Below are 21,393 nucleotides of genomic sequence, written 5' to 3'. Positions count from 1 at the left end.
CGTACGTCGGATGAACATGCCTGCAGCCTACCAGGAGCTGCGCGGAAATCAATACCTTACTACAATATTATGGCACTACAAACAGCATTTCCAGATCCGTCCGTTGATTCTATTGAAGTTTATTCGCGGAAAGTCACGAAAACGGGAGGGCTGTTAAACCTGGGTTAACACCGCGGGTGGGATAGCCGCGGGCTCGTCTGGGCCGCCGCCCGGAGGCGCGGGCGTGGGCGGCTGCTTGCCTGCACCACGGCCCCTCAACTCATCGGGGGCCTCGCCGAGGATTCCGCTGAGAACCCTGCGAACGGCTTGTTCGATCTCGATGGTTTGTTCTCTTGTCATGACTTTCTCCTCCAAATGGTGAATCAAATCGACATGAGACATTCCTTAATACCTTCGACGGGTTTTTTTCGTCTTTACAAAAGGGACGGAACTGCAACCCTGTCGTCGCGATCCCTACTGGCATTGTATCAACGCAACAAGGTATGTTTTCACGTCCCCCGTGAGGGGCTACACTGCCAGTAACTATTACCGCGCGATGTAAAGTTTACCGGCACTTTTTTCAAGGAACGCCGGTTGCTGTTTTACTGAACCCTCAGTTTAGGCGGGCTAGCCCGGTTAATCTTTATTTACGTCCGCTCGGCAATATTTACATAGCTGAGGCCAGGCCCGACGCGGTGAACCCATTCTATGCGGTAAAACACGGGATCCTGTACCAGGCTTGCCTTGCAGCGGCCCTCCCACAGCGTGCCGCTGCGACCGCAACGATGGTTGATGTAAGAGGTTGCAGAACGTAACCCAAAAGGTTACAACCGCCAAGCGTGATCAAGTCGTTCGCGCACAAGAGGCTGGAGCAATTCTTCACGATCGGGAGCGCGGCCGGCATCCAGCCGAGACACGCGAAACGCTTGCGGTTGATCTTGGCGCAACTGGACAAGGCGCGATCGATTCGAGATATGGACGTTCCCGACCTGCATCTGCATGAGCTGAAGGGCCAACGGGCCTATGGTCCATGACCGTGCAGGCCAATTGGCGCGTGACTTTCCGTTTTACGAAGGGCGACGCGGAAGCCGTCAATTACGAGGATTATCACTAGAGGTAAAACATGCGGATGTACGATCCCCCTCATCCCGGCGACATCTCACGTGGCTTGTGGCTGGAGCCGATGGGCGTGAGCGTGTCGGAAGCCGCCAAGGCGCTTGGGGTTTCCCGCAAGACCTTGTCGAAGTTCATTAACGGCCGTGGCGCCGTGACGGCGGAGATGGCCTTAAGGCTAGAGCTTCGTTTCGGCGCGAGCGCCGAATCGTGGCTTGCGCATCAGGCCGCTTATCAACTGTGGCAGATGGAAGCTAGACGACCGGCGTTGCACGTCGAACGCCTGGTTGTGCGAGACGCGGCCTGATAGTCCGTCGCGCAGTGATCGTCTCGCTGTTGCCGGCGACAACTGGACTTACGACTATTGAGGGACAGGGACAGCGCTTGAATGGGCGCGCCACACGCGTCTCGCGCATGAGTCGCACCTTGGAGACGCGGGGCGACATCTAATCCTGACCCAGGGGGAGGATCAAGCGGCCAGCGATTTGAGGGTAGCCCCTTCCATGACCTCCTGCATGGCCCGCTCACGACGGTGGATGAGCTCTGCGACGGCACTCTCGCTCGGCTCAAGGTCTGCTGGCGGCTGCGGTCCACGTAGGATGTCAAAGATCTCGAGCGCCGATACCTCCTCTGGAGACCGGGTCAGGGCGATCCCCTCGGGTTCCGCGGCGCGCAGCAATAGGCCATGCTGCACGAACGCGTCTACCAGCTCCTCGACGGTTGACAAGGGCATCCGCAAGTGCGTAGCCAACTCCGCCGGATGGGAGGTGGGCTGGCCGGCAAAGTAGCGCCGCGCGATCTCCACCAGGAGCTGCAGCCCCTGCCATTCGCGCAGGCGATAGCTGGGCGTCTCGAACACAACCTCTCTGGAAATGGTAGGGAACTGATGCAAGTGCGCGACTTCGGCCCCCACCAGCACGATGAGCCAGGCGATGTAGAGCCAGATGAAAAAGAGAATGAGAATGGCGAAACTCGAGTAGATGGCTGGGTAACTCGCCGAACCGGCCACAAGTGCCGCGAAGCCTGTGCCCCCTAGTAACCAGAGTACTGCCGCCACCACTCCACCGACAAGCGCCGAAGCCAGCCGCACGTATGTGTTAGGGAGGAACTTGTAGATAAAGGTGAAGGTCGCCCACAGGAGGATAAAGGGCGTCACCCGGGTCAAGAGCACGACGAAAAAGCCAAAGGGCTCAATGGCAATGATGTCCACCACCAGCGCATGGCTCTGGGCCGAGGCGATCAGGGCAAAGGCGGCCGATACCACCAGCGGGCCGACCAGCAGCACACCCAGATAGTCGCGGAATTGTTCCCCCCAGCTGCGTGCGCGGCGCACCCGCCAGATGCAGTCTAGCGCCTCCTCGATGCGCCCGATCAGGGAAATGGTGGTATAGAAAAGACCTACCGCCCCCACTGCGCCCAGCACCCCGACCGGAAGCTGATCGACGAACTCAATGAGCCGGCGCCTGATCTCATCGCCTTCGACACCGAGGGGTTGCAGGCCCTGGACAAGCAATGGCTCGAGTTGATGCTGGATCCCAAAGGCCTTGAGTACCGAGAACATTACCGCAAGGAACGGCACCAGTGATACGAGCGTGGTGTAAGTCAGCGCCATCGCCCGTAGGTTGAGCAGGTCCTCCTGGAACCGCGCCCACAGGACGGAGGTGAAGCGCAGGCAGCGATCGGTGAGGCGGTGCAGCCACAACCAGGCGCGGTGCGGCGATAGGTTCTTTGCTTGCATGACTAAGGCACTTCCTCACCGGTCAGCCAGTCGTGGAAAAACGCCTGCGCCTTGCCGCCCTCGAAGGTCCCCCGCACGGCGTCCAGGACACGCAGGCGGACGCTTCCGCCTGCATCGTAGAACCCGATCCAATAAGGGATGTGCAGGCCGAGAGAGATGGGTTCGGCGCGAATGGTGAGATTCCGGATGCGGAAGAAGCCGCGCTGGAACAGCATGCGGCGGACTTTTTCGGTGAGCAGCTCGCGGGCCCAAAATGGCTCGAGCAGAGGCTCAGCACGGTTCCGCGTTTCAACGGGAATCATCTCCCGGGGTTCGGGCACGCGCGGGAACGCGTAGGGGTCAAGGGTGCCCTTGACCGCATCGAGCGCGAAGCAATGCGTTTCCCGCTTCGCGCCGTTGACAATCTCCACGCGGTAGACGGAAAAGGGCACGTACGCATCAGCCAAGGAATGCAGCCGTCCTGCGCCTAGCCGCCGCCGCAGCAGGCTGCGGATGCCGCATCCGCGGAACCGTTCCACTGCCTCTTCCCGAGGAACGGCCGGTTTCAATGCCTGAATGGTCGCAGCCTTTTCCTTGGCCTTCTCGGCCCGGCTCCCATCGCTTGCTAGGCGAAGTAGATCCATAAGGCGATCACGGTGGCCAAAAGGAGCAGAGTGAAGACGAGGTTGAGACGGTGTTCGAGTCGAGTCTCCCGGGCGATCTTGTGGCCCGCGACGAGCGTGGTTTCCAGCTTTTCGCCAATAGTGGCAAAAGTGAGGCCCGCTAGCTTTTTCCGCTCTGGCGGTCGAGTCATCAGGCTGACCCCGATCAGCACACCCGCACACACCACGAACATCAGGATGGCGTAGTGCAGGAAGTTCATGTCCACCAGCCAGCGGATCGCGGTCGAGTCGAAATGCCGGCCCTTGTCCATGACCTCCAGGACGAAACGGATCGTCCCCATCGCGAATCCCACCAGCAGCGAGCTGATCGCGCCCTGCCCATTTAGGCGCGGCCAGAGGATCCCGAAAATGAAACACACCGCAATCGGCGGGCTGATGTAAGCCTGCACGCTTTGCAGGTAGACGTAGAGCTGCGAGCTGAGCAACTTGATGAAGGGCACCCAGAGCAAGCCGAGCCCCACCATAATGCCGGTGGCCATGCGACCGAACGTCACCAGTTGCAGCTCGGTAGCGTCCGGCCGCGCCTTCTTGTAAAAGTCGAGTGTGACCAGCGTGGACGCCGAATTGAACACCGACGCCATCCCGCCCATCAGCGCCGCCAGCAACGCCGCGATCATCACCCCGATCATCCCGTGCGGGAGGAGGTTAATGATGAGCATGGGGTAGGCGATGTCGCCGTTGGTCACCAGTCCGTCGGCGTTTTTCGTAAACATCTGGGGGTAGAGCGCGTAGGCGATGAGCCCCGGGAGCACCAGGACGAACACCGGCAGGATCTTCAGGAACCCGGCGAAGATGGTGCCTGCCTTGGCGTGCCCCTCGTCCTTGGCGGAGAGCACGCGCTGCACGATCACCTGGTCCGTGCACCAATACCAGATCCCCAGGATGGGCGCGCCCAGGAAGATGCCCGTCCACGGAAACTCGGGATCGCTCATCGGTTTGATCATATGAAAGTAGGCCGGCGGGACCGCCGCGCGCAATCCGGCAAATCCTCCCACTTCGTTCAAGCCGATGACCGTCAGCACCACCGCGCCGGTCAAAAGCACCAGGGTCTGCACCACTTCCGTATAGATCACAGCGGCCAAGCCACCGGCAATGGTGTAAATGCCGGTCATGAGCACCAGGATCATGGCCGCGGTCAACGGGTTCCAGCCCACCACGTGCTCCAACACCACCGCCGCCGCATACAGGTGCACGGAAATCTTGGTAAAGATGTACGCCAGGATGGAGACGCCGGCCAGGTACACGGCGCACGAACGGTTGAAGCGGCGTTCGAGAAATTCCGGCATCGTAAGCACGTTCGACCGCAGGTAGAAGGGGACGAATACCCACCCGAGGACGAGCACCATAATGCACGCCAGCCATTCAAAATGACCAACCGCCAGGCCGGAAGTGGCGCCGGAGCCCGCCAGGCCGATGAAATGCTCTGTGGAAATGTTGGAGACGAACAGGGAGGCGCCGATGGCGAACCACCCAACGTTTCGGCTAGCCAAGAAATAATCTTCCGAGGTCCGTTCCTTGCGCGAGAAGTAGAAACCAATGGCGAAAACGACTACGAAGTAGAAAGCGATGATAGCGATGTCGATCGTGGCCAACGACCTGTGCGTGACCGCGATCTGATCTGTGAGGGGCATAGCCTATCCTGTTACTGCCTCACCGTTCGCGCGTCTACCAACTTCAGCACCACGAGCTCGATGCCGGGCGGCGGCAGCGGCGCCTGCAGATGCACTCGTGGTCCAACCTGCGTGGTGCCATCCACGAGCGCGAAGTCTGAATCATCCGATATGCGGAAGCGCTCGACCCGATACTCGCGCGCGGGCACGAGGTTATCGATCGTCAGGTCGTAACCGGAGTTGTTCTGATATGTCACGCTTCGGCGCTCGAGCAGGCTGACATCGAGCCCGGGCATGACGTTGGGGGTCGAGCGCGGTCCGCGGAACTCGGCGGGGATCTCATAGTTGGCTATCAGGACCTGCAGCGTCCGGCCGTCCGCCGAGCGGCCCGCCTGGACGGCAAAGCCATCGAGGTCCGCACCTTCGGCCTTCAGCCGGGACGGGGTGTCCTTCATGCGGCCGAAGGCGATCAGCACCTGACCGACCTTGTCGGGGGTCGCACCGTCCTTGCCGAACACGTTGTCCGCACGGTAAATCGCGGAAATGTCGATCGGCGCGTCCTGCATATACATGAGGGTGGACGCGATGAAGCCCGCACGCTGTAGATCGCGCGGCCAGGGCTCGATCAGGCCATAATTCCACTCGTTATTAACGCTCAGCGTTTTCGTGAAACCGCGTGCGTCCAGACGTGCCCGCACGGCGCGACTGATGCGTACGATATCGAGCGGATCGTTGGAGTCGGTGGCGTACCAGTGCCATGAATAGAAGTCGAGCGGAAGCTGCCGGGCGCGCACATACTCGAGGAAGCCGTCCCGGTAGGGCGTCGCGTCGTTGGGTCTTGCGAGCGCGGGGCCACCGACAAGTGCCTCGGGATCGGCCTCTTTGACGGCACGCGCGATCCGGGCATACAGCTCGAAATACTGTTCGGGTGTGCCGCCCCAGAAGAGCGTAGCGAGGTCGGGCTCGTTCCAAACCTCCCAGTAGCGGATGCCGTGGCGAAAGCCGTTGGCCCAGCCCTGGTTGTAGTGCATGACGACGTGCTTCACGACGGCCGCATACCTGTCGAAGTCCGCAGGGGGCTCTACGTTGGAGCACTCGCTGCGTCCGAGCCTGAACATCACTTCCGCGCCGACGTTCTTGATCGAGGCGATGAGTTGGTCCGTGGGAGCGAAGTTGTAGCTCTTCGGATCGTCGGGGTCCGCGTTCGGATCCGGGAAGATGCTGAGGACGTCACGGTCCGCCCATGCCATCACGTCGGGCATTCCAGAGCACGGGCCGAACCGCGAGTCGATGTCGCCAGGCCCGTACGAATCGTGCGTGCGCACGAGGTCGATGCGTGCTCGCCGATACCCCTCCGTTGCGTCGATCTCGCCCGGCATGTTCCATCCGCCGAAGCGGAAGTCCGCAGGCTTGTGCACGTTCGGAAGAGGAGCGCCGTTCACGCCCTGAAGAGAACGCAGCGTCCCGGCCGAGGAGCCTGCGTCAACGACCACCTTTCGCAGTGAGGGAGCCGTCGAGGGCGTGACGTTCGAACCCTGAGCCATGGCTGTACTGCCGAGCCACGCCATCACGATGACAAGGGAGATCCTCACGTAGCCTCCTTCAAACCGGTGTTGGAAACCTCTGGCCCGAGACAAAGCCGAGGCCATGCGCCGGCATTGCGGCTGCATCGAGTATGGAGCCGTGACGACGCCACGAGGTTCCGACATACGGCTGTCGATGTCAACCAGGTGGCACCGTGATCTCGTATCTGCGCCCACCTGTCGTTCGACGGGGACAGCGCGCCTACCCGCTCGCGGGGTGTGCCATCTGGGGCCGCGGCGCGATTCCCCAATCACAGCGCCTTGCCTTATACTACCTGCGATCTCAGCGACCCGCTAACAGTGCCAGAGATGAGCGTACGTCCTATCATCCGGTTCGCCATGCTCCTATATGTGAGCACCGCTTGCCTCGCACCCGGCGCCCACGCGGCCGACAGCGTGCCGATCGCACCCGCAACGGGCTTCGATTTCGCGACCCTGGAACGAACCGCCCAGTCACTGGCCCAAGCGGCGTTCGTCCCGGATCGGGGAGCGCCTGGAGAGGACCTGGAACATATCCATACTTATATGCAGTATCGGAGCATGAGCCACGATATCAAGCGGAGCCTGTGGCGCCGCGAGGGTTTATCTTTCCAACTGCAGTTGTTTCACCGCGGTTTCCTGTACCACGATCGCGTTTTTATCAACGTTCTTGAGGAGGGCAAGGCGCAACGCGTGCCGTTCTCCACCGACCTGTTCGACTACGGAGAGAACCGAGTTCCGAAGGGCCTCTCGCCCGACACGGGATTCGCCGGCTTTCGCCTGTTGTATCCGGTGCTCCAAGATGGCGTATACGAGGAGTTCGTGGCCTTTTTGGGCGCGAGCTATTTCAGGGCCCAAGGCCTGGGCGAGCCTCATGAGGTGGTGCGCCGCTTCCGCGAGGAAGGCATGCACCAGTATGGGCTTTCGGCCCGCGGGCTGGCGCTGGACAGCGGGCTCGCCAAGGCAGAAGAGTTCCCGGTGTTCAGGGAGTTCTGGATCGAGAAGCCGCGCCGGGACAGTACCTCCCTCACGGTGTTCGCTCTGTTGGACGGCCCCAGCGCGACCGGCGCCTACCAATTTGTGATTCACCCGGGAATCGAGGTGACCATGGACGTCAAATGCCGGCTGTTCATGCGACAGGGTGTCGAGCGCCTGGGGATCGCGCCCTTGACGAGCATGTTCGCCTACGGTGAGAACAGCGATCGCTTCCAGGACGGGTTCCGGCCGGAGCTGCATGACTCGGACGGCCTGCTCATCCATGCGCGCAACGGGGAGAAGGTCTGGCGGCCGTTGATCAATCCCCCGCGCACCGCCTTGAGCGTATTTAAGGCGGACGATGTCGCTGGCTTCGGTCTCATGCAACGGGACCGCGATTACGATCACTACCAGGACCGCTGGGCACTTTACCACTTGCGCCCCAGCGCATGGGTCGAGCCGGTCGGCGCTTGGGGCCCGGGCTCGATCTATCTGATCGAGCTGGCGACCGAAGACGAGTGGCACGACAACATCGTCGCGTTCTGGATCCCGGAACGCCGCGCGCAGGCGGGCCAGCACTGGACCTTTGCTTATCGCCTGCACTTTTTATTGGATCATGCCCTCGATCGGGGGTCCGGTCTGACCGCCTCGACCCGCAGTGGCAGAAGCGAGACCGGAGAGCCGCTCGACGTCAAGCGGAAGTTCATGGTCGAGTTCGATGGCGACAAGCTGCGTGCGCTGGATGCGCATGCGCCGGTCGAAGCGGATGTCTCCAGCTCGGCTGGACGAATCGACAGGGTCAGGATCGTGAAGGATCCCTTCACCGCGACTTGGCGCCTTGTTTTCGCCTTTGAGCCCGGCGATGTGCAGACGCCGATCGACCTGCGCGCCTACCTCAAGTCCGGCAACGAGGCGCTCACGGAGACTTGGATATATCAGTGGAGGATGCCCTAGGGTTTCCGATGGTGGAACCTGGGCTACTCCGCGGCCGTGGCCTTCGTGCTGTTCGGCATCATCCGGAGCGCCGGGATCTTGTCGCGCGCCTTGGGCGGACGGTGGGCGCGATGAGGGCCCAGAGGGTCCAGACCATTGCGGCCCGTGTGCTGCGCTGCACCGTCCTTGCGCTGACCCTGTTTCCGCTCGCCTGGACGGTCATGGCCTCCTTCGTGCACGCGGGAGGCGAACGGCGCTGCAGGCCTATACATCATCCAAGGGATCACGCTCGGCGGCATCAAGGACTGTAAGGAGTAGAACATGATTGCAATTGCTCGACATGCGCGCACGTGCTTAGTCGCGCTCTTACTCACCCTGATCAGCATTCCGATCGAGGCCGCGCTCGCGGCCATGGTCGACGATTTCGAGCTTCCCGGCCAATGGAATGCGACCAGCTCGGAAGGCGTCGAGCTCGATATCGCACAGGACAAGGGCCACTCGGGAATGGCCATGCGCCTCGATTTCGATTTCCACGGGCGTGGCGGCCATGCGATCGCCCGCCGCGAGATCGCGATGCCGCTCCCGGCCAACTACCAGTTCAGCTTTCAGATCCGCGCCGAGGCCCCGGTCAACCACCTCGAGTTCAAGCTCGTCGATCGCTCCGGACTGAACGTGTGGTGGTTGAAGCAAAGGGATCTCGTCTTGCCCACCGATTGGCAGGAGAAGGTGATCAAGAAGCGTCATTTTCGGTTCGCCTGGGGTCCGGCGAACGGCAGTGAGCCCACGGACATCTCCGCCATCGAGTTGGCGATCGTAGCCGGCAGCGGAGGCAAGGGCTCGATCTGGATCGATGATCTCGCCATCGAGGAACGCGAGCCCCCAGGGGATCGGCCGCGGGTGCCGGTGGTGCGCGCCTCGACGACCGCTCCGGGTCACGAGGCCGAATGGGTGCTCGACAACCAGCAAGCCACCGCCTGGCGGAGCGGGGCCGTAGCCGAGGACCAGTGGCTCCTCTTCGACTTCGGGGAACCGCGGGAATACGGTGGGCTCGTCATCGACTGGGACGCAGAGGACCATGCGGCGGCTTATGAGGTCCAGATCTCCGATGACGGGGAAGGCTGGCAAAGGGTCTATGGCGTCGAGGAAGGCAACGGCGGGCGTGATTATGTCTCGCTGCCCGATGGCGAGTCCCGCTACCTGCGGCTGTGGCTCACCCAAAGCAGCCGGGACCAGGGTTATGGGATCAAGGACCTCGCCATCAAGCCTTATGATTTCTCCCTCTCGCCGAACCACTTCTTTGCTGCGGTCGCGGCCGATGCGGGCAAGGGCAGTTATCCGAGATACCTGGGTGGCCAGCAGTCCTACTGGACCGTCACGGGGGTGCCGGCGGACGAGGAGGAGGCGCTTGTCAATGAGGAGGGCATGGTCGAGGTAGGCCGGAAAGGTTTTTCGGTCGAGCCTTTCTTGTACGAGGGCGGCAAGCTCGTCACCTGGAACGACGTGGAGCTGCGCCAAGAGCTGGAGGGCGAGTATTTGCCGATCCCTTCGGTGCGGTGGAACCACGGTGACCTCAAGCTCCAGGTCACGGCGCTCGCGGCCGGCAAGGCCGGGGCATCGAGCCTCTATCTCCGGTATGCGCTGCACAACGACTCGCAGGTCGAGCGACACGGCAGCTTGTTCCTGGCGCTCCGTCCCTTCCAAGTGCTCCCGCCCTGGCAGGATCTCAACCTCGAGGGAGGCGTGAGCCGGATCGGGCATCTCGCCTACGATGGCGGCACGGTCTCGGTCAATAACGACCGGTCGGTCTTCCCCCTCATCAAGCCGGAACGTTTCGGGGCCGCGAGCTTTGCCCAAGGCACCATAACCGAATATCTGCGGAGCGGGGCTTTGCCGGGAAAGACCTCGGCGACCGACGAGTCCGGGTATGCCTCGGGGGCCTTGGAGTATCGCTTCGATCTGCGCCCGGGCGCCGGGACCGAGGTGTTCCTCGCCGTGCCCTTCCACCGCGACTCGCCGGCGCTCCCGGTCAACTTGCCCGCGGGCGACGCGCACACCTTGTGGGAGGATACCCGTGCTGCGGTGCGTTCGGAATGGGAGGCGATTCTAAACCGGGTCGAGTTTCGCTTGCCGGAGGCGGCCCGGAAGATCACCGACTCCTTGCGTTCCACGCTGGCCTATACCCTGATCAACCAGGACGGTCCCCGGATCCAGCCCGGCTCGCGCACCTATGAGCGCGTCTGGATCCGCGACGGGGCGCTCATCTCGGCCGCGCTGTTGCGCATGGGCCACGCGGGCGAGGCACGAGATTTCATCCGCTGGTATGCCCAATATTTGTTCGGCGACGGCAGGGTCCCCTGCTGCGTCGATAGGAGCGGTGCCGATCCGGTACCCGAAAACGACAGCAACGGGGAGTGGATCTATCTCATTATGGAGTACTACCGGTACACGCGCGACGTGGGCTTCCTCATCGAGATGTGGCCGCACGTCGTGAAGGCCGTCGATTACATCGAATACATGCGCAGCCAACGCATCACCGAGCCTTACCGGACCGATGAGAAGCGCGCGTACTATGGCCTGGTCCCGGAGTCCATCAGCCACGAGGGCTATTCCTCGCGCCCCGTGCACTCCTACTGGGACAATTTCTTCGTCCTGCGGGGGCTCAAGGATGCCGCGAGCCTCGCGGCGGTCCTGGGCGAGGATACCTACGCCAAGGCCGTCGCGGCCTCCCGCGATGCCTTTCGAGATCACCTCTACGCCTCCATCAACGAGAGCATGGCGCTGCATAAGATCGATTACATCCCGGGCGCGGTGGAGCTCGGGGATTTCGATGTCCCATCCACATCCATCAGCATCGATCCCTTGGGAGATCTCCGCGAGCTGCCCGAGCCCGCGCTTGGGCGTACCTTCGATCGGTACTATGACTTCTTCCACGAGAGGAAGAACGGCGGCGCCTGGGAGAACTACACGCCCTACGAATGGCGCATCGTGGGCGCGCTCCTGCGCATGGGCCAGAAGGAGCGAGGCCATCAGCTCTTGAGTTTCTTCATGGAAGGCCAGCGCCCCTCGACTTGGAACCACTGGGCCGAGATCGTCTGGCGCGACCGCGATGCCCCGCGGTTCATCGGAGACATGCCCCATACCTGGGTCGGGGCCGAGTACATCCGTTCGGTCCGAGATCTCTTTGTCTTCGAGCGCGAATCCGACCAGGCCCTCTTGATCGGCGCGGGCTTGACGGGTGAGTGGGTCGCGAGCGATGAGGGCGTGGCGGTGCGGAGGCTGCCCACCTATTACGGGACGCTGAATTACACCGCACGGATGCGGGGCCCGGGGGAGATCGGCATCCGGATGTCGGGGGATGTGGTCGTGCCTCCCGGCAAGATCGTCATTCGGTCTCCCTTGCCTACGGCCATGAAGGGCGTCACCGTCAACGGCAAGGCGGTCGAAACCTTCGCGCCGGATGAGGCCGTGATCGGGGAATTCCCCGCCGATGTCGTGCTCCGGTATTAGACGGACCCTCCGTCCCTGCCCGAGAGGCAAGGCTCGATACGGCTTGCGTGGCTAGCCTGCACTGCAGGGACCGCCTGCCGGCACCGATCTCACGCGGGCAGGTACGCCAAGCTTGGCCCGATATCGCTTAGGCGTGAGCGGCGGCCCAGATGTGCTACCGCGAAGCGCAACCAAGCGTTACCGCTGCGCCGGGCGATCGCGGATCTCCTCGCCGACCCGTTTCGGGGACACGCGCTTCATTTGGATCTCTCAGGCTTCCCTTCCTATTCGGGTCAACGGCTATCGCGTCCTTTACCCGATCAATGATCGCGATGCCTGCGTGGAAGTCTATTAGTTAGGACGAAGGAGAGACGTCTATGAGAGCTTCCGGGCCCTCTTGGCCAAAAACAACCGATAAGCATTGAAACTCGGATTGACGCAGGTGTAATGGGTGGCCGGGACCGGCGGGTGGCGTTACACTGGCCGCGGGAACCACCCGCCGCTACTCACGAGAGACCCCGAGCTCATGCCCAACCTCGACCGTGTCGTCCTGCCGGAGCCGACGCCGGAGGATGCCGGCGCCGAGGAGGGGTTGCGCCCGCGCCGGCTCTCGGAGTACGTCGGCCAGCGGCCGGTGCGGGAGCAGCTCGAGGTCTTCATCGGCGCGGCCCGCAAGCGCCACGAGGCGCTCGACCACGTGCTCATCTTCGGTCCACCGGGGCTCGGCAAGACCACACTCGCCCACATCATCGCCAACGAGCTGGGGGCGAGCCTGCGCCAGACCTCCGGACCGGTCCTGGAGCGACCCGCCGATCTCGCCGCGATCCTCACCAACCTGGAGCGCCGCGGCGTCTTGCTCATCGACGAGATCCACCGCCTGAGCCCGGTGGTCGAGGAGATCCTGTATCCCGCGCTGGAGGATTTCCAGCTCGACATCATGATCGGCGAGGGCCCGGCGGCGCGCGCCATCAAGCTCGACCTGCAGCCCTTCACCTTGGTCGGGGCGACGACCCGGGCCGGGCTCCTGACCTCGCCGCTCCGCGACCGCTTCGGGATCGTCGAACGGCTCGAATACTACGACGTTGCCGACCTCACCCACATCGTCACGCGCTCGGCGCGGCTCCTCGGGGTCGAGACCGAGGCCGCGGGGGCCCACGAGCTTGCCCGGCGCTCGCGGGGCACGCCGCGCATCGCCAACCGCCTCCTGAGGCGCGCGCGGGACTACGCCGAGATGCGAGGCGACGGGCGGATCAGCGAGATGCTCGCCCAGAAGGCCCTCGATCTGCTCAAGGTCGATCACCACGGCTTCGACCTCATGGATCAGAAGCTGCTCGTCACCCTCATCGAGAAGTTCGACGGCGGACCGGTCGGCATCGACAACCTGGCGGCCGCCATCGGCGAGGAACGCGGTACGATCGAGGATGTCATCGAGCCGTTCCTCATCCAGCAGGGCTTCGTGATGCGCACCCCGCGCGGGCGCACGGCCACCCGCGCGGCCTTCGCGCATTTCGGCTATGCCCCACCGGCCCGCAGCCTCGATCTGTTCGGCAGCGAGTAAACCGTCGTTGCTCTCGGCGCTACGCCATGGCAGTTGACCTGTCGATGACCAGCCTGGTGCTCGGGGCCAGCCTGCTCGTCAAGCTGGTGATGCTGCTCCTGCTCCTGGCCTCGCTGTGGTCATGGACAGTGATCTTCACCAAGCGCGCATTGATCGGCAGGGCGCGCCGCGATGCGGACAGGTTCGAGGAGAGCTTCTGGTCGGCCGGCGATCTGACCGACCTCTATAACCGCATCACCCAGCGCGGCCACGAGCCGGCCGGGCTGGAACGCATCTTCGAGGCCGGGATCAAGGAGTTCGCGCGCCTGCGCCAACAGGATGGGCTCGAGCCCATGGCGATCCTGGAGGGCGCGCAACGCTCGATGCGCGTGGCCCTGAACCGCGAGATCGAGGACCTGGAGCAGTCCCTGCCTTTGCTCGCCACGGTAGGCTCGGTCAGCCCCTACATCGGGCTCTTCGGGACGGTGTGGGGGATCATGAACGCCTTTCAGGCGCTCGGTAACGTCCATCAGGCGACCCTCGCGATGGTCGCCCCGGGGATCTCCGAGGCCCTGGTCGCGACCGCCATGGGGCTCTTCGCCGCCATCCCGGCGGTGGTCGGTTACAACCGCTACTCGAGCGAGATCGACTATCTGTTCAGCCGCTATGACATCTTCCTCGAGGAGTTCTACGCTATCTTGCACCGGCAGGCACATAGCTGATGGCCCACCGCGGCTTCGTCGGGTCGCGGCGGCACAGACGCCGGCGGCTGATGTCGGACATCAACGTCGTACCGTACATCGATGTGATGCTGGTCTTGCTCATCATCTTCATGGTCACGGCACCGCTCATCACCCAGGGGGTCAAGGTGGACCTCCCCGAGGTCGCCTCCGAGCCGGTGCCGCCGAGCGATATGGAGCCGCTCATCGTGTCCGTGGACGCCAAGGGTAGTTTCTACCTGGATTTCGGTGAGGACCGGGATGCACCGGTCGCCGCAGAGACGCTCATGACGCGCGTCGGTGCGGTGCTGCGCTACCGGCCCGGCGTCCCGGTCCTGGTCAACGGCGACCGCGGCGCCTCCTACGCCCGCGTCCTGGAGTTGATGGCGCTCCTCCAAGGCGCCGGCGTCAAGGGCGTCGGGCTCATGACCGTACCGCCCCAGATTTACGATCCTGGGAAAAAATAGCCCCGATGCGCGCTAACCGGTTCCGCTCGTTTCGATCGCTGGTGCTGGCCGTTGGCATCCACGTGCTCGCGATCGGGCTCCTCATCGTGAGCCTCGACTTCACTCCGCCCCCGGCGGGCCAGCCCCAGGGGACCGAGGTGGTGCAGGCCGTGACGGTCGATGAGCGCAAGGTCCAGGCCGAGGTTGAGCGGCTGGAAGAGGCCGAACGGCGCGAGCGCGATCAGGAACTGGCGCGGCGCCGGACCGCGGAGAGCGAGCTCCGCGCCGCCAAGGCCAAACGGCAGGCCGAGGAACGGCGCCTCGCCGAGGTCAAGAAGGAAAAGGATGCCGTGGGAAAGGCCAAGGCCGCGGAACAGAAAGAGCTGGAGGCGACCGAAGCCAAGCACAAACGAGAAGAAGCCAAGCGCCAGCAGGAAGAGGAACGCCGGGTCGCATTGGAGAAACAGCGCCTGGAAGAGGAGAAGCAGCGCGCCGAGGCCCGGTTGGCGGAGGAAAAGCGCAAACAAACCGAGGCGAAGGCCGAGGCGGAGAAGAAACGCAAGGCAGCCGAGGCCAAGGCCGCGGCGGAGAAGGAACGTAAGGAAGCGGAAGCCGAAGCGGAGAAGAAGCGCAAGGAAACCGAAGCCAGGGCCGAGGCGAAAGCCAAGGCCGCGGCGGAGAAAAAACGTCAAGAGGAAGAGCGCCTCGCGCGCGAGCTGGCGGAGCAGATCGAGGCGGAAGAGCAGGCCGCGCGCGATCAAAGCGAGATCGATCGTTTCACGCACCTCATCCAGACCCAGATCGAGAATGCGTTCACGAATCCGCAAAGCGGCCTGTCATGCACGCTCCTGGTCAAGATGGTCCCGGGGGGCGACGTGGTCGATGCCAAGGTGGTACGATCGAGCGGCAACGTGCTCTTCGACCGGCGGGCCGAGATCGCCGTGCACAAGGCCTCGCCGTTGCCCGTGCCCGACGACCCACGGCTCTTCCAGCAGATGCGCGAGATCGAGTTCATCTTCGACCCCCAGGCCTAGCTCCCGATGAAACGATTCGACCCCCAGGGACCCCATCGCCTCTGGCCGCTCGTGTTCTTGGTGCTGTGCTGGCTGCCCGAAGCGCGAGCCGTGCTGACTATCAAGATCACAAAGGGTGTGGAAGGCGCGCTGCCCATCGCCGTGGTCCCGTTCGGGGGCGAGACCAGTCCGGCCCTCCCGGTGGACATAGCCCGGGTCATCGCCGCCGATCTCGCGAGCAGCGGGCGTTTCGAGCCGATGGCGCGCGCGGATATGCCCGGCCGACCGGCGGAGCCGGCGGCGGTGGGTTTCGCCGACTGGCGCAGGCTCGGCATGGAGAACCTCGTGATCGGCCGGATCGGACCCGGCACCGAGGCCGAGTACGAGATCCGGTTCTGGCTTTTGGACGTCTACAAGGGCAGCCAGACCGTCGCCTATCGCGTCCCGGCGGACACGGCCCAGCTCAGGCTCGTCGCCCATCAGATCGCCGATCTCATCTTCCAGGAGCTGACCGGCACGCGCGGGGCATTCGCGACCCGCATCGCCTATGTGGCGGTGTCCCGCGCCGCAGCGGGCAAGAAGGTCTATAAACTGGAGGTCTCCGACGCCGACGGGGAGAACCCGCACACCCTCCTGAACTCCCCGCAGCCCTTGATGTCGCCGGCCTGGTCGCCGGACGGGCGGCGTCTCGCCTATGTCTCCTTCGAGGGTTTCGGCTCGGCGATCTACCTGCAAGAGCTCCAGAGCCGTCGGCGCGAGACCCTGGCCGCGGAACCGGGGATCAACAGCGCGCCCGCCTTTTCGCCGGACGGGGCCCGCCTGGCCCTGACCCTGTCGAAGGATGGCAACCCCGAGGTCTATGTCATGGACCTCCGTAGCCGCGCGCTCCGGCGCCTCACCCATGACCCGGGCATCGATACCGAGCCCGCCTGGTCCCCCGACGGCAACCGCATCGCGTTCACCTCGGACCGTGGCGGCGGTCCGCAGGTCTATGAGATCAGCGCCTCGGGCGGTACACCGCGGCGGCTCACCCATGAGGGGGATTACAATGCCCGCCCGCGCTACTCGGCGGACGGCAAGCTCTTGGCCCTGGTGCACGGTGACGGCCGCGGCTATCACATCGCCACGCTCGATGTCACCACCGAGCGCCTGAATGTCCTGACAGAGACGCGGCTCGACGAGTCTCCGAGCTTCGCGCCCAACGGCGGGATGATCATCTATGCGACGGTCGGGGCGGGCGGGACCGAGCTCGCGGCGATCTCGGTGGACGGTCGCATCCGGCAACAGCTGGCGGCCGGCGGCGGGGAGGTGCGCGAGCCTGCCTGGGGGCCATTTCGAGATTAATCGATGGCACTGGGATCGATGGCATTGGGACCGATGGATTTGGGACCGATGGCATTGGCCCCGCCGGCGCGCGAGAATAGATTGCAACGACCAACCTGGAGGAGACACTGTGGAGAACATCCGGAGCTTCGCTCTACCCATCCCGATCGGGGTCCTGATGATTGGGGTCTTGATATTGGCGGGCTGCGAAACCGTCGACGGCACGGGCAAGGAGGAAGGCGCGGCCCCGGTCGAGGACCAGGGCATCTCGCCTGCGGAGATGGAGGCCATGGACGCGCAGGCGCGGGCCGCCGGCGATCGGCCGGGCCAGCTCCGCAGCACCGCGCCCCAGGGCCTGGACACCCAGGCCGGTGAACCGGGCCAGAGGCGTGTGATCTACTTCGAGTACGACAGCGACGAGGTGAAGGCCGAGTACCGCCCCGTCATCGAGGCGCAGGCCGCCTACCTCGCGAGCCACCCCCAGACCGTTATCACCCTGGAGGGCCATGCCGACGAGCGCGGCACGCGGGAATACAACCTGGCCCTGGGCGAGCGGCGCGCGCTGGCGGTGCGCAGGCAATTGACGTTGCTCGGCGGCTCGGAGGGACAGGCCCGGACCGTGAGCTTCGGCGAGGAGCGGCCGGCCACGGACGGACACGATGAAGAAGCCTATGACCAGAACCGCCGCGTCGAGATCGTCTACTGAGCACGGGCCCTCGCTCCCGCGAGGGCGGGCGCCCCGGGGTCTCCTGGCCCTCTGCCTGGTGCTGCCGGGTGTGGTAGCGGGCCAGGACGATGTGCCGCGCGCCGGATCCGTCGAGGGTCGCTTGGCGCGCGTCGAGCGCCTCCTCGATAACCGCGGTCTTCTAGATCTCCTGGGTGAAGTCGAAAAGCTGAACCGCGAGATCAGGCGCCTGCGTGGCGAGATGGAGGTGCAGCGGCACGGCGTGGACAGGCAGGGCGCGCGGCAAGAGCGGCTGTATAAGGATATGGAGGCGCGCCTCGAAGCCATCGAGCGCGGTACGGCCCGTAGCCCCACGACCGACGGCGCCGCAGAAGTCCCGGCGGCAGTGGCTCCCACCGCCCCGGCCACGCCGACCATCGCGAAGGTGCCCGCGCCAGGGGCCGAGCCCGGCACTTCTCAGCCGGGCAATGAGTCAGCTCGTGGTGCCACACCGGAGATCGGCGACGCCGCGGGCCCTGGGTCGGCGCCGCTCACCGTCGCGGCCGCGCAGCCCCCCTCGGAGGACGCCAGCTACCAGTCCGCCTTCGATCTCCTGAAGATCGGCCAGTACGACAAGTCGATCACGGCATTCGGCGACTTTCTCACCCGTTTTCCGGGCAGCCCACACGCCGACAATGCCCAGTACTGGCTGGCGGAGGCCTATTACGTCACGCACCGCTATGAGCCCGCCATCTCGGAATACCAGAAGCTCGTGGGGAGCTATCCCGAGAGCCAGAAGCTGACCCACGCCCTCCTCAAGGTCGGTTACAGCTATCACGAGCTCGGCAAGATCCCAGAGGCCAAGCAGAGCCTCGAGGACCTCAAGCTGCGCTATCCCGGCACCACCGCCGCTCGGCTCGCCGACGAACGCCTGCAGCGCATCCGCCTCGAGCATTAGTAAGGCCCGAGGACCAGGAGCGAGCATTACGCCCAAGGCGTCATGGCCGCGAATCTCATACCCGCGACTGTCGCAGAGCGTCCCGAGCCCGAGGCGCTGCGCGTCACCGAGGTATTCCACTCCCTGCAGGGCGAGACGCGCCGTGTCGGCTTGCCCACGGTGTTCGTGCGCCTCACCGGCTGTCCGCTGCGCTGCCGGTATTGCGACACCGCCTATGCCTTTCACGGCGGCCGGCGTATGTCGCTCGAAGAAATCCTCATGGCAGTCGGGCAATACGCGACCCGCTACGTCACCGTCACGGGCGGCGAGCCCCTGGCCCAGCGCGCGTGCCTTGCGCTTCTCACGCGCCTCTGCGATGCCAGCTACCGCGTCTCCCTCGAGACCGGCGGGGCCCTGGACATCTCCGGGGTGGACGCGCGGGTCATGAAGGTCGTGGACCTCAAGACACCCGGCTCGGGCGAGGCACACCGCAATCTCTACGACAACCTGCGCTATCTCAACGAGCGGGACGAGGTCAAGCTCGTGATCTGCGATCGGAACGACTATGAATGGGCGCGGGCCAGGCTCCGGGCCCTCGCCCTCCCCTGCGAGGTCCTGTTCTCACCGAGCCACGGTCAACTGGACCCGGCGCTCCTGGCGGACTGGGTGCTGACCGACCACCTCCCCGTGCGTTTCCAGATCCAACTGCACAAGGTGCTGTGGGGCGATGTCCCGGGACGCTGAGCGCGCCGTGGTGCTGCTCTCGGGGGGGCTGGACTCGACTACCACCCTCGCCATCGCCCGCACCGAAGGTTTCGTCTGCCATGGGGTCACGGTCGATTACGGCCAGCGCCACCGTGCGGAGCTCGCTTCGGCGCGCGCCGTCGCCGATGCGTTCGGCGTCGAGGACTACAAGCTCATGCGTCTCGATCTGGACCGCATCGGCGGCTCGGCCCTGACCGATCCCGCCATCGCCGTCCCCGAAGCCCCGGGTGAGGGCATCCCCGTGACCTATGTGCCGGCGCGCAACACCGTGCTGCTCGGCCTGGCGCTCGCCTATGCCGAGACCATCGCGGCCCGCGATCTCTTCATCGGAGTCAATGCCCTGGATTATTCCGGCTATCCCGATTGCCGGCCGGAGTTCATCCGGGCCTTCGAGGCGCTGGCCCAACTGGCGACCAAGGCGGGGGTCGAAGGCGCACGGTTTCGCATCCACACCCCCCTCATCGCCCTCTCCAAATCGGAGATCATCCAGATCGGGGCGCGCCTCGGCGTCGACTATGGGCTCACCGTCTCCTGCTATCAGGCCGACGACACCGGCCGCGCCTGCGGGCGCTGCGACGCCTGCCGCTTCCGCAGCGAGGGCTTCGCCGCCACCGCCATCCCCGATCCGACCCGGTATCGCTGAAGCGCCGGACGGCGTACGCCGGCACGCGGCCGGTGCGAGCCAGCCCGGTAAGCGGTCTAGTGGAGCGGGTGATGGGAATCGAACCCACGTTCTCAGCTTGGGAAGCTGATGTTCTACCGTTGAACTACACCCGCATGGACGAGCCGGAAGTCTACTGCATCGCCACCGCCAGTCAACGGGGGAGTCAGGGCGGGCAGGGGGTCTCGCTCCGCCATGGTCGCTCGGCCACGGTGGCTGGGCCGCCTGATCGAAGGCCTGCCAGAGGTCGCCGATCCGCCGGCGTTTCCTGAATCCGGTTACCCTTTGGAAGTTTCTGCGATAGCTTGATACCATGTGGCATTGATCTATTCGGGTGGGGTGCACGGCGAATCCCGAACTTGAATACCATCGAGTACGCTGAAACCGTTGTCGAGGATCTAGCGACTCTCCGTGCCCACGATCGGAAACACCTATTGGATCGTATCGAAGCTCAGTTAACGCATGCGCCGATGGTGGCGACGCGAAACCGGAAAAGGCTGATGGGTTTGGTACCGCCGTGGGAGCACCTCGAACCCTTCTGGCAATTACGGGTCGGCGACTATCGCGTCTTCTATGATGTGGATGAAGCTGCCGCTGTGGTTACGATTCGTGCCATTCGCCACAAGCCGCCGCACAAGACGACGGAGGAAGTACTGTGAAGGTGATCGATATTGGACAGACGACGTTGGAGGGGTCTGTTACCGACGCTCAACACGAGCGGGTCGTCGTCACGCATAAGGGTAGGCCCATTGCACTCATTGTCGGCGTGGCAGGCATGGATGAAGACCAACTCCAACTAGGGAGCAGCGAGAAGTTTTGGACACTGATCGAGCGCCGACGCGCCCAGAAGACCATAAGCCGTGCTGATTTGGAACAGCGCCTCGACCAAATCGCCATCTTGCCCGAACAAGAGTGATGGCCGGGAGCAGAGCCAGCAATGCCCAGCACCCCGCGATCCTGGCCAGCTGTGATGCCAGGACGATAACGTTGTGAAAGCCGCAGTCAGTGCCGTAGTGCCGTAGAATGCGGTGACCCCTTGCGAACCGCATCAGATCGCGAGACGGTGCGGTTCCTTCGTGATCCTAGGGGCAACCGTTGGGCCCGCTACCGGGCCAACGCCCTCCGACACACCTCACCGCTGCTAACCCCTTTCCCGACCAACCAGGCGCTTGGCGCGGCCGACGCCGCACGGCGAATGGCCAAGCGCGGTTCGTTCCGGCGCCCCCTATAATTAGCGGGAATATAAATCGGCTGGCCCGCAAGTGCTCCT

The 21,393-nt window shown here is 64.1% G+C and carries 20 protein-coding genes, 1 tRNA gene and 1 pseudogene; 15 read left to right on the top strand and 7 right to left on the bottom strand.

All coding sequences use genetic code 11. The annotated features are described in order from the left end of the window. Window positions 1–153: 153 nt before the first annotated feature. Entirely contained in the window at window positions 154–339 is a 186-nt protein-coding gene (locus M3461_19785; protein MDQ3776432.1) for a hypothetical protein, read from the bottom strand. Between the two features lie 479 nt (window positions 340–818). Between M3461_19785 and M3461_19780 the strand changes: the two are divergent. Beyond that, window positions 819–1,093, top strand: a pseudogene (locus M3461_19780) (type II toxin-antitoxin system RelE/ParE family toxin). A 9-nt stretch (window positions 1,094–1,102) separates the two neighbouring features. Then, window positions 1,103–1,399 (top strand): HigA family addiction module antitoxin, encoded by a 297-nt coding sequence (locus M3461_19775; GenBank protein ID MDQ3776431.1) that lies wholly within the window; start codon window positions 1,103–1,105, stop codon window positions 1,397–1,399. 162 nt (window positions 1,400–1,561) lie between these two features. Here M3461_19775 and M3461_19770 read toward each other — a convergent pair whose 3' ends face one another. Genes M3461_19770 through M3461_19755 form a run of 4 tightly spaced genes read right to left on the bottom strand, consistent with a single transcriptional unit; the run spans window position 1,562 to window position 6,694 of the window. Beyond that, the gene (locus M3461_19770; GenBank protein ID MDQ3776430.1) at window positions 1,562–2,794 is read right to left on the bottom strand and encodes a YihY family inner membrane protein; all 1,233 of its coding nucleotides are present in this window, start codon (window positions 2,792–2,794) and stop codon (window positions 1,562–1,564) included. 38 nt (window positions 2,795–2,832) lie between these two features. Next, window positions 2,833–3,453: a hypothetical protein gene (locus tag M3461_19765; protein ID MDQ3776429.1), complete on the bottom strand. Its 621-nt coding sequence runs from the start codon at window positions 3,451–3,453 to the stop codon at window positions 2,833–2,835. Further along, a complete protein-coding gene (locus M3461_19760; GenBank protein ID MDQ3776428.1) occupies window positions 3,435–5,123 on the bottom strand; it encodes a sodium:solute symporter in 1,689 nt (562 codons plus the stop codon). Before M3461_19760 ends, M3461_19765 begins: the two co-directional genes overlap by 19 nt. A gap of 11 nt (window positions 5,124–5,134) precedes the next feature. Then, window positions 5,135–6,694: a hypothetical protein gene (locus M3461_19755; protein ID MDQ3776427.1), complete on the bottom strand. Its 1,560-nt coding sequence runs from the start codon at window positions 6,692–6,694 to the stop codon at window positions 5,135–5,137. Window positions 6,695–6,994: 300 nt separating this feature from the next. Here M3461_19755 and M3461_19750 point away from each other — a divergent pair, with 300 nt between their 5' ends. Next, complete coding sequence (locus tag M3461_19750) at window positions 6,995–8,593, top strand: glucan biosynthesis protein (GenBank protein MDQ3776426.1); 1,599 nt, start codon at window positions 6,995–6,997, stop codon at window positions 8,591–8,593. A 23-nt stretch (window positions 8,594–8,616) separates the two neighbouring features. On the opposite strand, the gene M3461_19745 is transcribed toward M3461_19750, so the two are convergent. Beyond that, the gene (locus tag M3461_19745) at window positions 8,617–8,847 is read right to left on the bottom strand and encodes a hypothetical protein (GenBank protein MDQ3776425.1); all 231 of its coding nucleotides are present in this window, start codon (window positions 8,845–8,847) and stop codon (window positions 8,617–8,619) included. A 46-nt stretch (window positions 8,848–8,893) separates the two neighbouring features. Between M3461_19745 and M3461_19740 the strand changes: the two genes are divergently transcribed. The 10 genes from M3461_19740 to queC all read left to right on the top strand — a co-directional run bounded on the left by M3461_19740 (window position 8,894) and on the right by queC (window position 20,105). Further along, window positions 8,894–12,079, top strand: coding sequence for a discoidin domain-containing protein (locus M3461_19740; protein ID MDQ3776424.1), 3,186 nt, complete (start codon window positions 8,894–8,896; stop codon window positions 12,077–12,079). A gap of 505 nt (window positions 12,080–12,584) precedes the next feature. Further along, window positions 12,585–13,616 carry a Holliday junction branch migration DNA helicase RuvB gene (ruvB, locus tag M3461_19735; protein ID MDQ3776423.1) on the top strand — a complete coding sequence of 344 codons (1,032 nt, stop codon included), beginning with the start codon at window positions 12,585–12,587 and terminating at the stop codon, window positions 13,614–13,616. 26 nt (window positions 13,617–13,642) lie between these two features. Next, complete coding sequence (gene tolQ / locus M3461_19730) at window positions 13,643–14,317, top strand: protein TolQ (GenBank protein ID MDQ3776422.1); 675 nt, start codon at window positions 13,643–13,645, stop codon at window positions 14,315–14,317. A gap of 50 nt (window positions 14,318–14,367) precedes the next feature. Next, window positions 14,368–14,781 (top strand): protein TolR, encoded by a 414-nt coding sequence (gene tolR / locus M3461_19725; GenBank protein MDQ3776421.1) that lies wholly within the window; start codon window positions 14,368–14,370, stop codon window positions 14,779–14,781. 5 nt (window positions 14,782–14,786) lie between these two features. Then, window positions 14,787–15,794 (top strand): cell envelope integrity protein TolA, encoded by a 1,008-nt coding sequence (gene tolA, locus M3461_19720; GenBank protein ID MDQ3776420.1) that lies wholly within the window; start codon window positions 14,787–14,789, stop codon window positions 15,792–15,794. A gap of 6 nt (window positions 15,795–15,800) precedes the next feature. After that, on the top strand, window positions 15,801–17,117 hold the full coding sequence (gene tolB / locus M3461_19715; GenBank protein MDQ3776419.1) for a Tol-Pal system beta propeller repeat protein TolB: 1,317 nt from the start codon (window positions 15,801–15,803) through the stop codon (window positions 17,115–17,117). A gap of 109 nt (window positions 17,118–17,226) precedes the next feature. Next, window positions 17,227–17,802, top strand: coding sequence for a peptidoglycan-associated lipoprotein Pal (gene pal, locus M3461_19710; protein MDQ3776418.1), 576 nt, complete (start codon window positions 17,227–17,229; stop codon window positions 17,800–17,802). Beyond that, entirely contained in the window at window positions 17,768–18,718 is a 951-nt protein-coding gene (ybgF, locus tag M3461_19705; GenBank protein MDQ3776417.1) for a tol-pal system protein YbgF, read from the top strand. The genes pal and ybgF overlap by 35 nt, the downstream gene beginning before the upstream one ends. Before the next feature lie 42 nt (window positions 18,719–18,760). Further along, the gene (gene queE, locus M3461_19700) at window positions 18,761–19,441 is read left to right on the top strand and encodes a 7-carboxy-7-deazaguanine synthase QueE (protein MDQ3776416.1); all 681 of its coding nucleotides are present in this window, start codon (window positions 18,761–18,763) and stop codon (window positions 19,439–19,441) included. Next, window positions 19,425–20,105: a 7-cyano-7-deazaguanine synthase QueC gene (queC, locus tag M3461_19695; protein ID MDQ3776415.1), complete on the top strand. Its 681-nt coding sequence runs from the start codon at window positions 19,425–19,427 to the stop codon at window positions 20,103–20,105. The genes queE and queC overlap by 17 nt, the downstream gene beginning before the upstream one ends. A 60-nt stretch (window positions 20,106–20,165) precedes the next feature. On the opposite strand, the gene M3461_19690 is transcribed toward queC, so the two are convergent. After that, a tRNA-Gly gene (locus M3461_19690) sits at window positions 20,166–20,239 on the bottom strand. Window positions 20,240–20,482: 243 nt separating this feature from the next. Here M3461_19690 and M3461_19685 point away from each other — a divergent pair. Further along, a complete protein-coding gene (locus M3461_19685; protein MDQ3776414.1) occupies window positions 20,483–20,782 on the top strand; it encodes a type II toxin-antitoxin system RelE/ParE family toxin in 300 nt (99 codons plus the stop codon). Next, on the top strand, window positions 20,779–21,039 hold the full coding sequence (locus M3461_19680; GenBank protein MDQ3776413.1) for a hypothetical protein: 261 nt from the start codon (window positions 20,779–20,781) through the stop codon (window positions 21,037–21,039). The genes M3461_19685 and M3461_19680 overlap by 4 nt, the downstream gene beginning before the upstream one ends. Window positions 21,040–21,393 lie beyond the last annotated feature (354 nt).

It is taken from the genome of Pseudomonadota bacterium (genome assembly GCA_030860485.1).
In the GTDB taxonomy this organism is placed as follows: Bacteria; Pseudomonadota; Gammaproteobacteria; order JACCXJ01; family JACCXJ01; genus JACCXJ01.
Note: the sequence above shows the minus strand (reverse complement) of the source record. Positions and strands in the feature narration are given on the sequence as shown.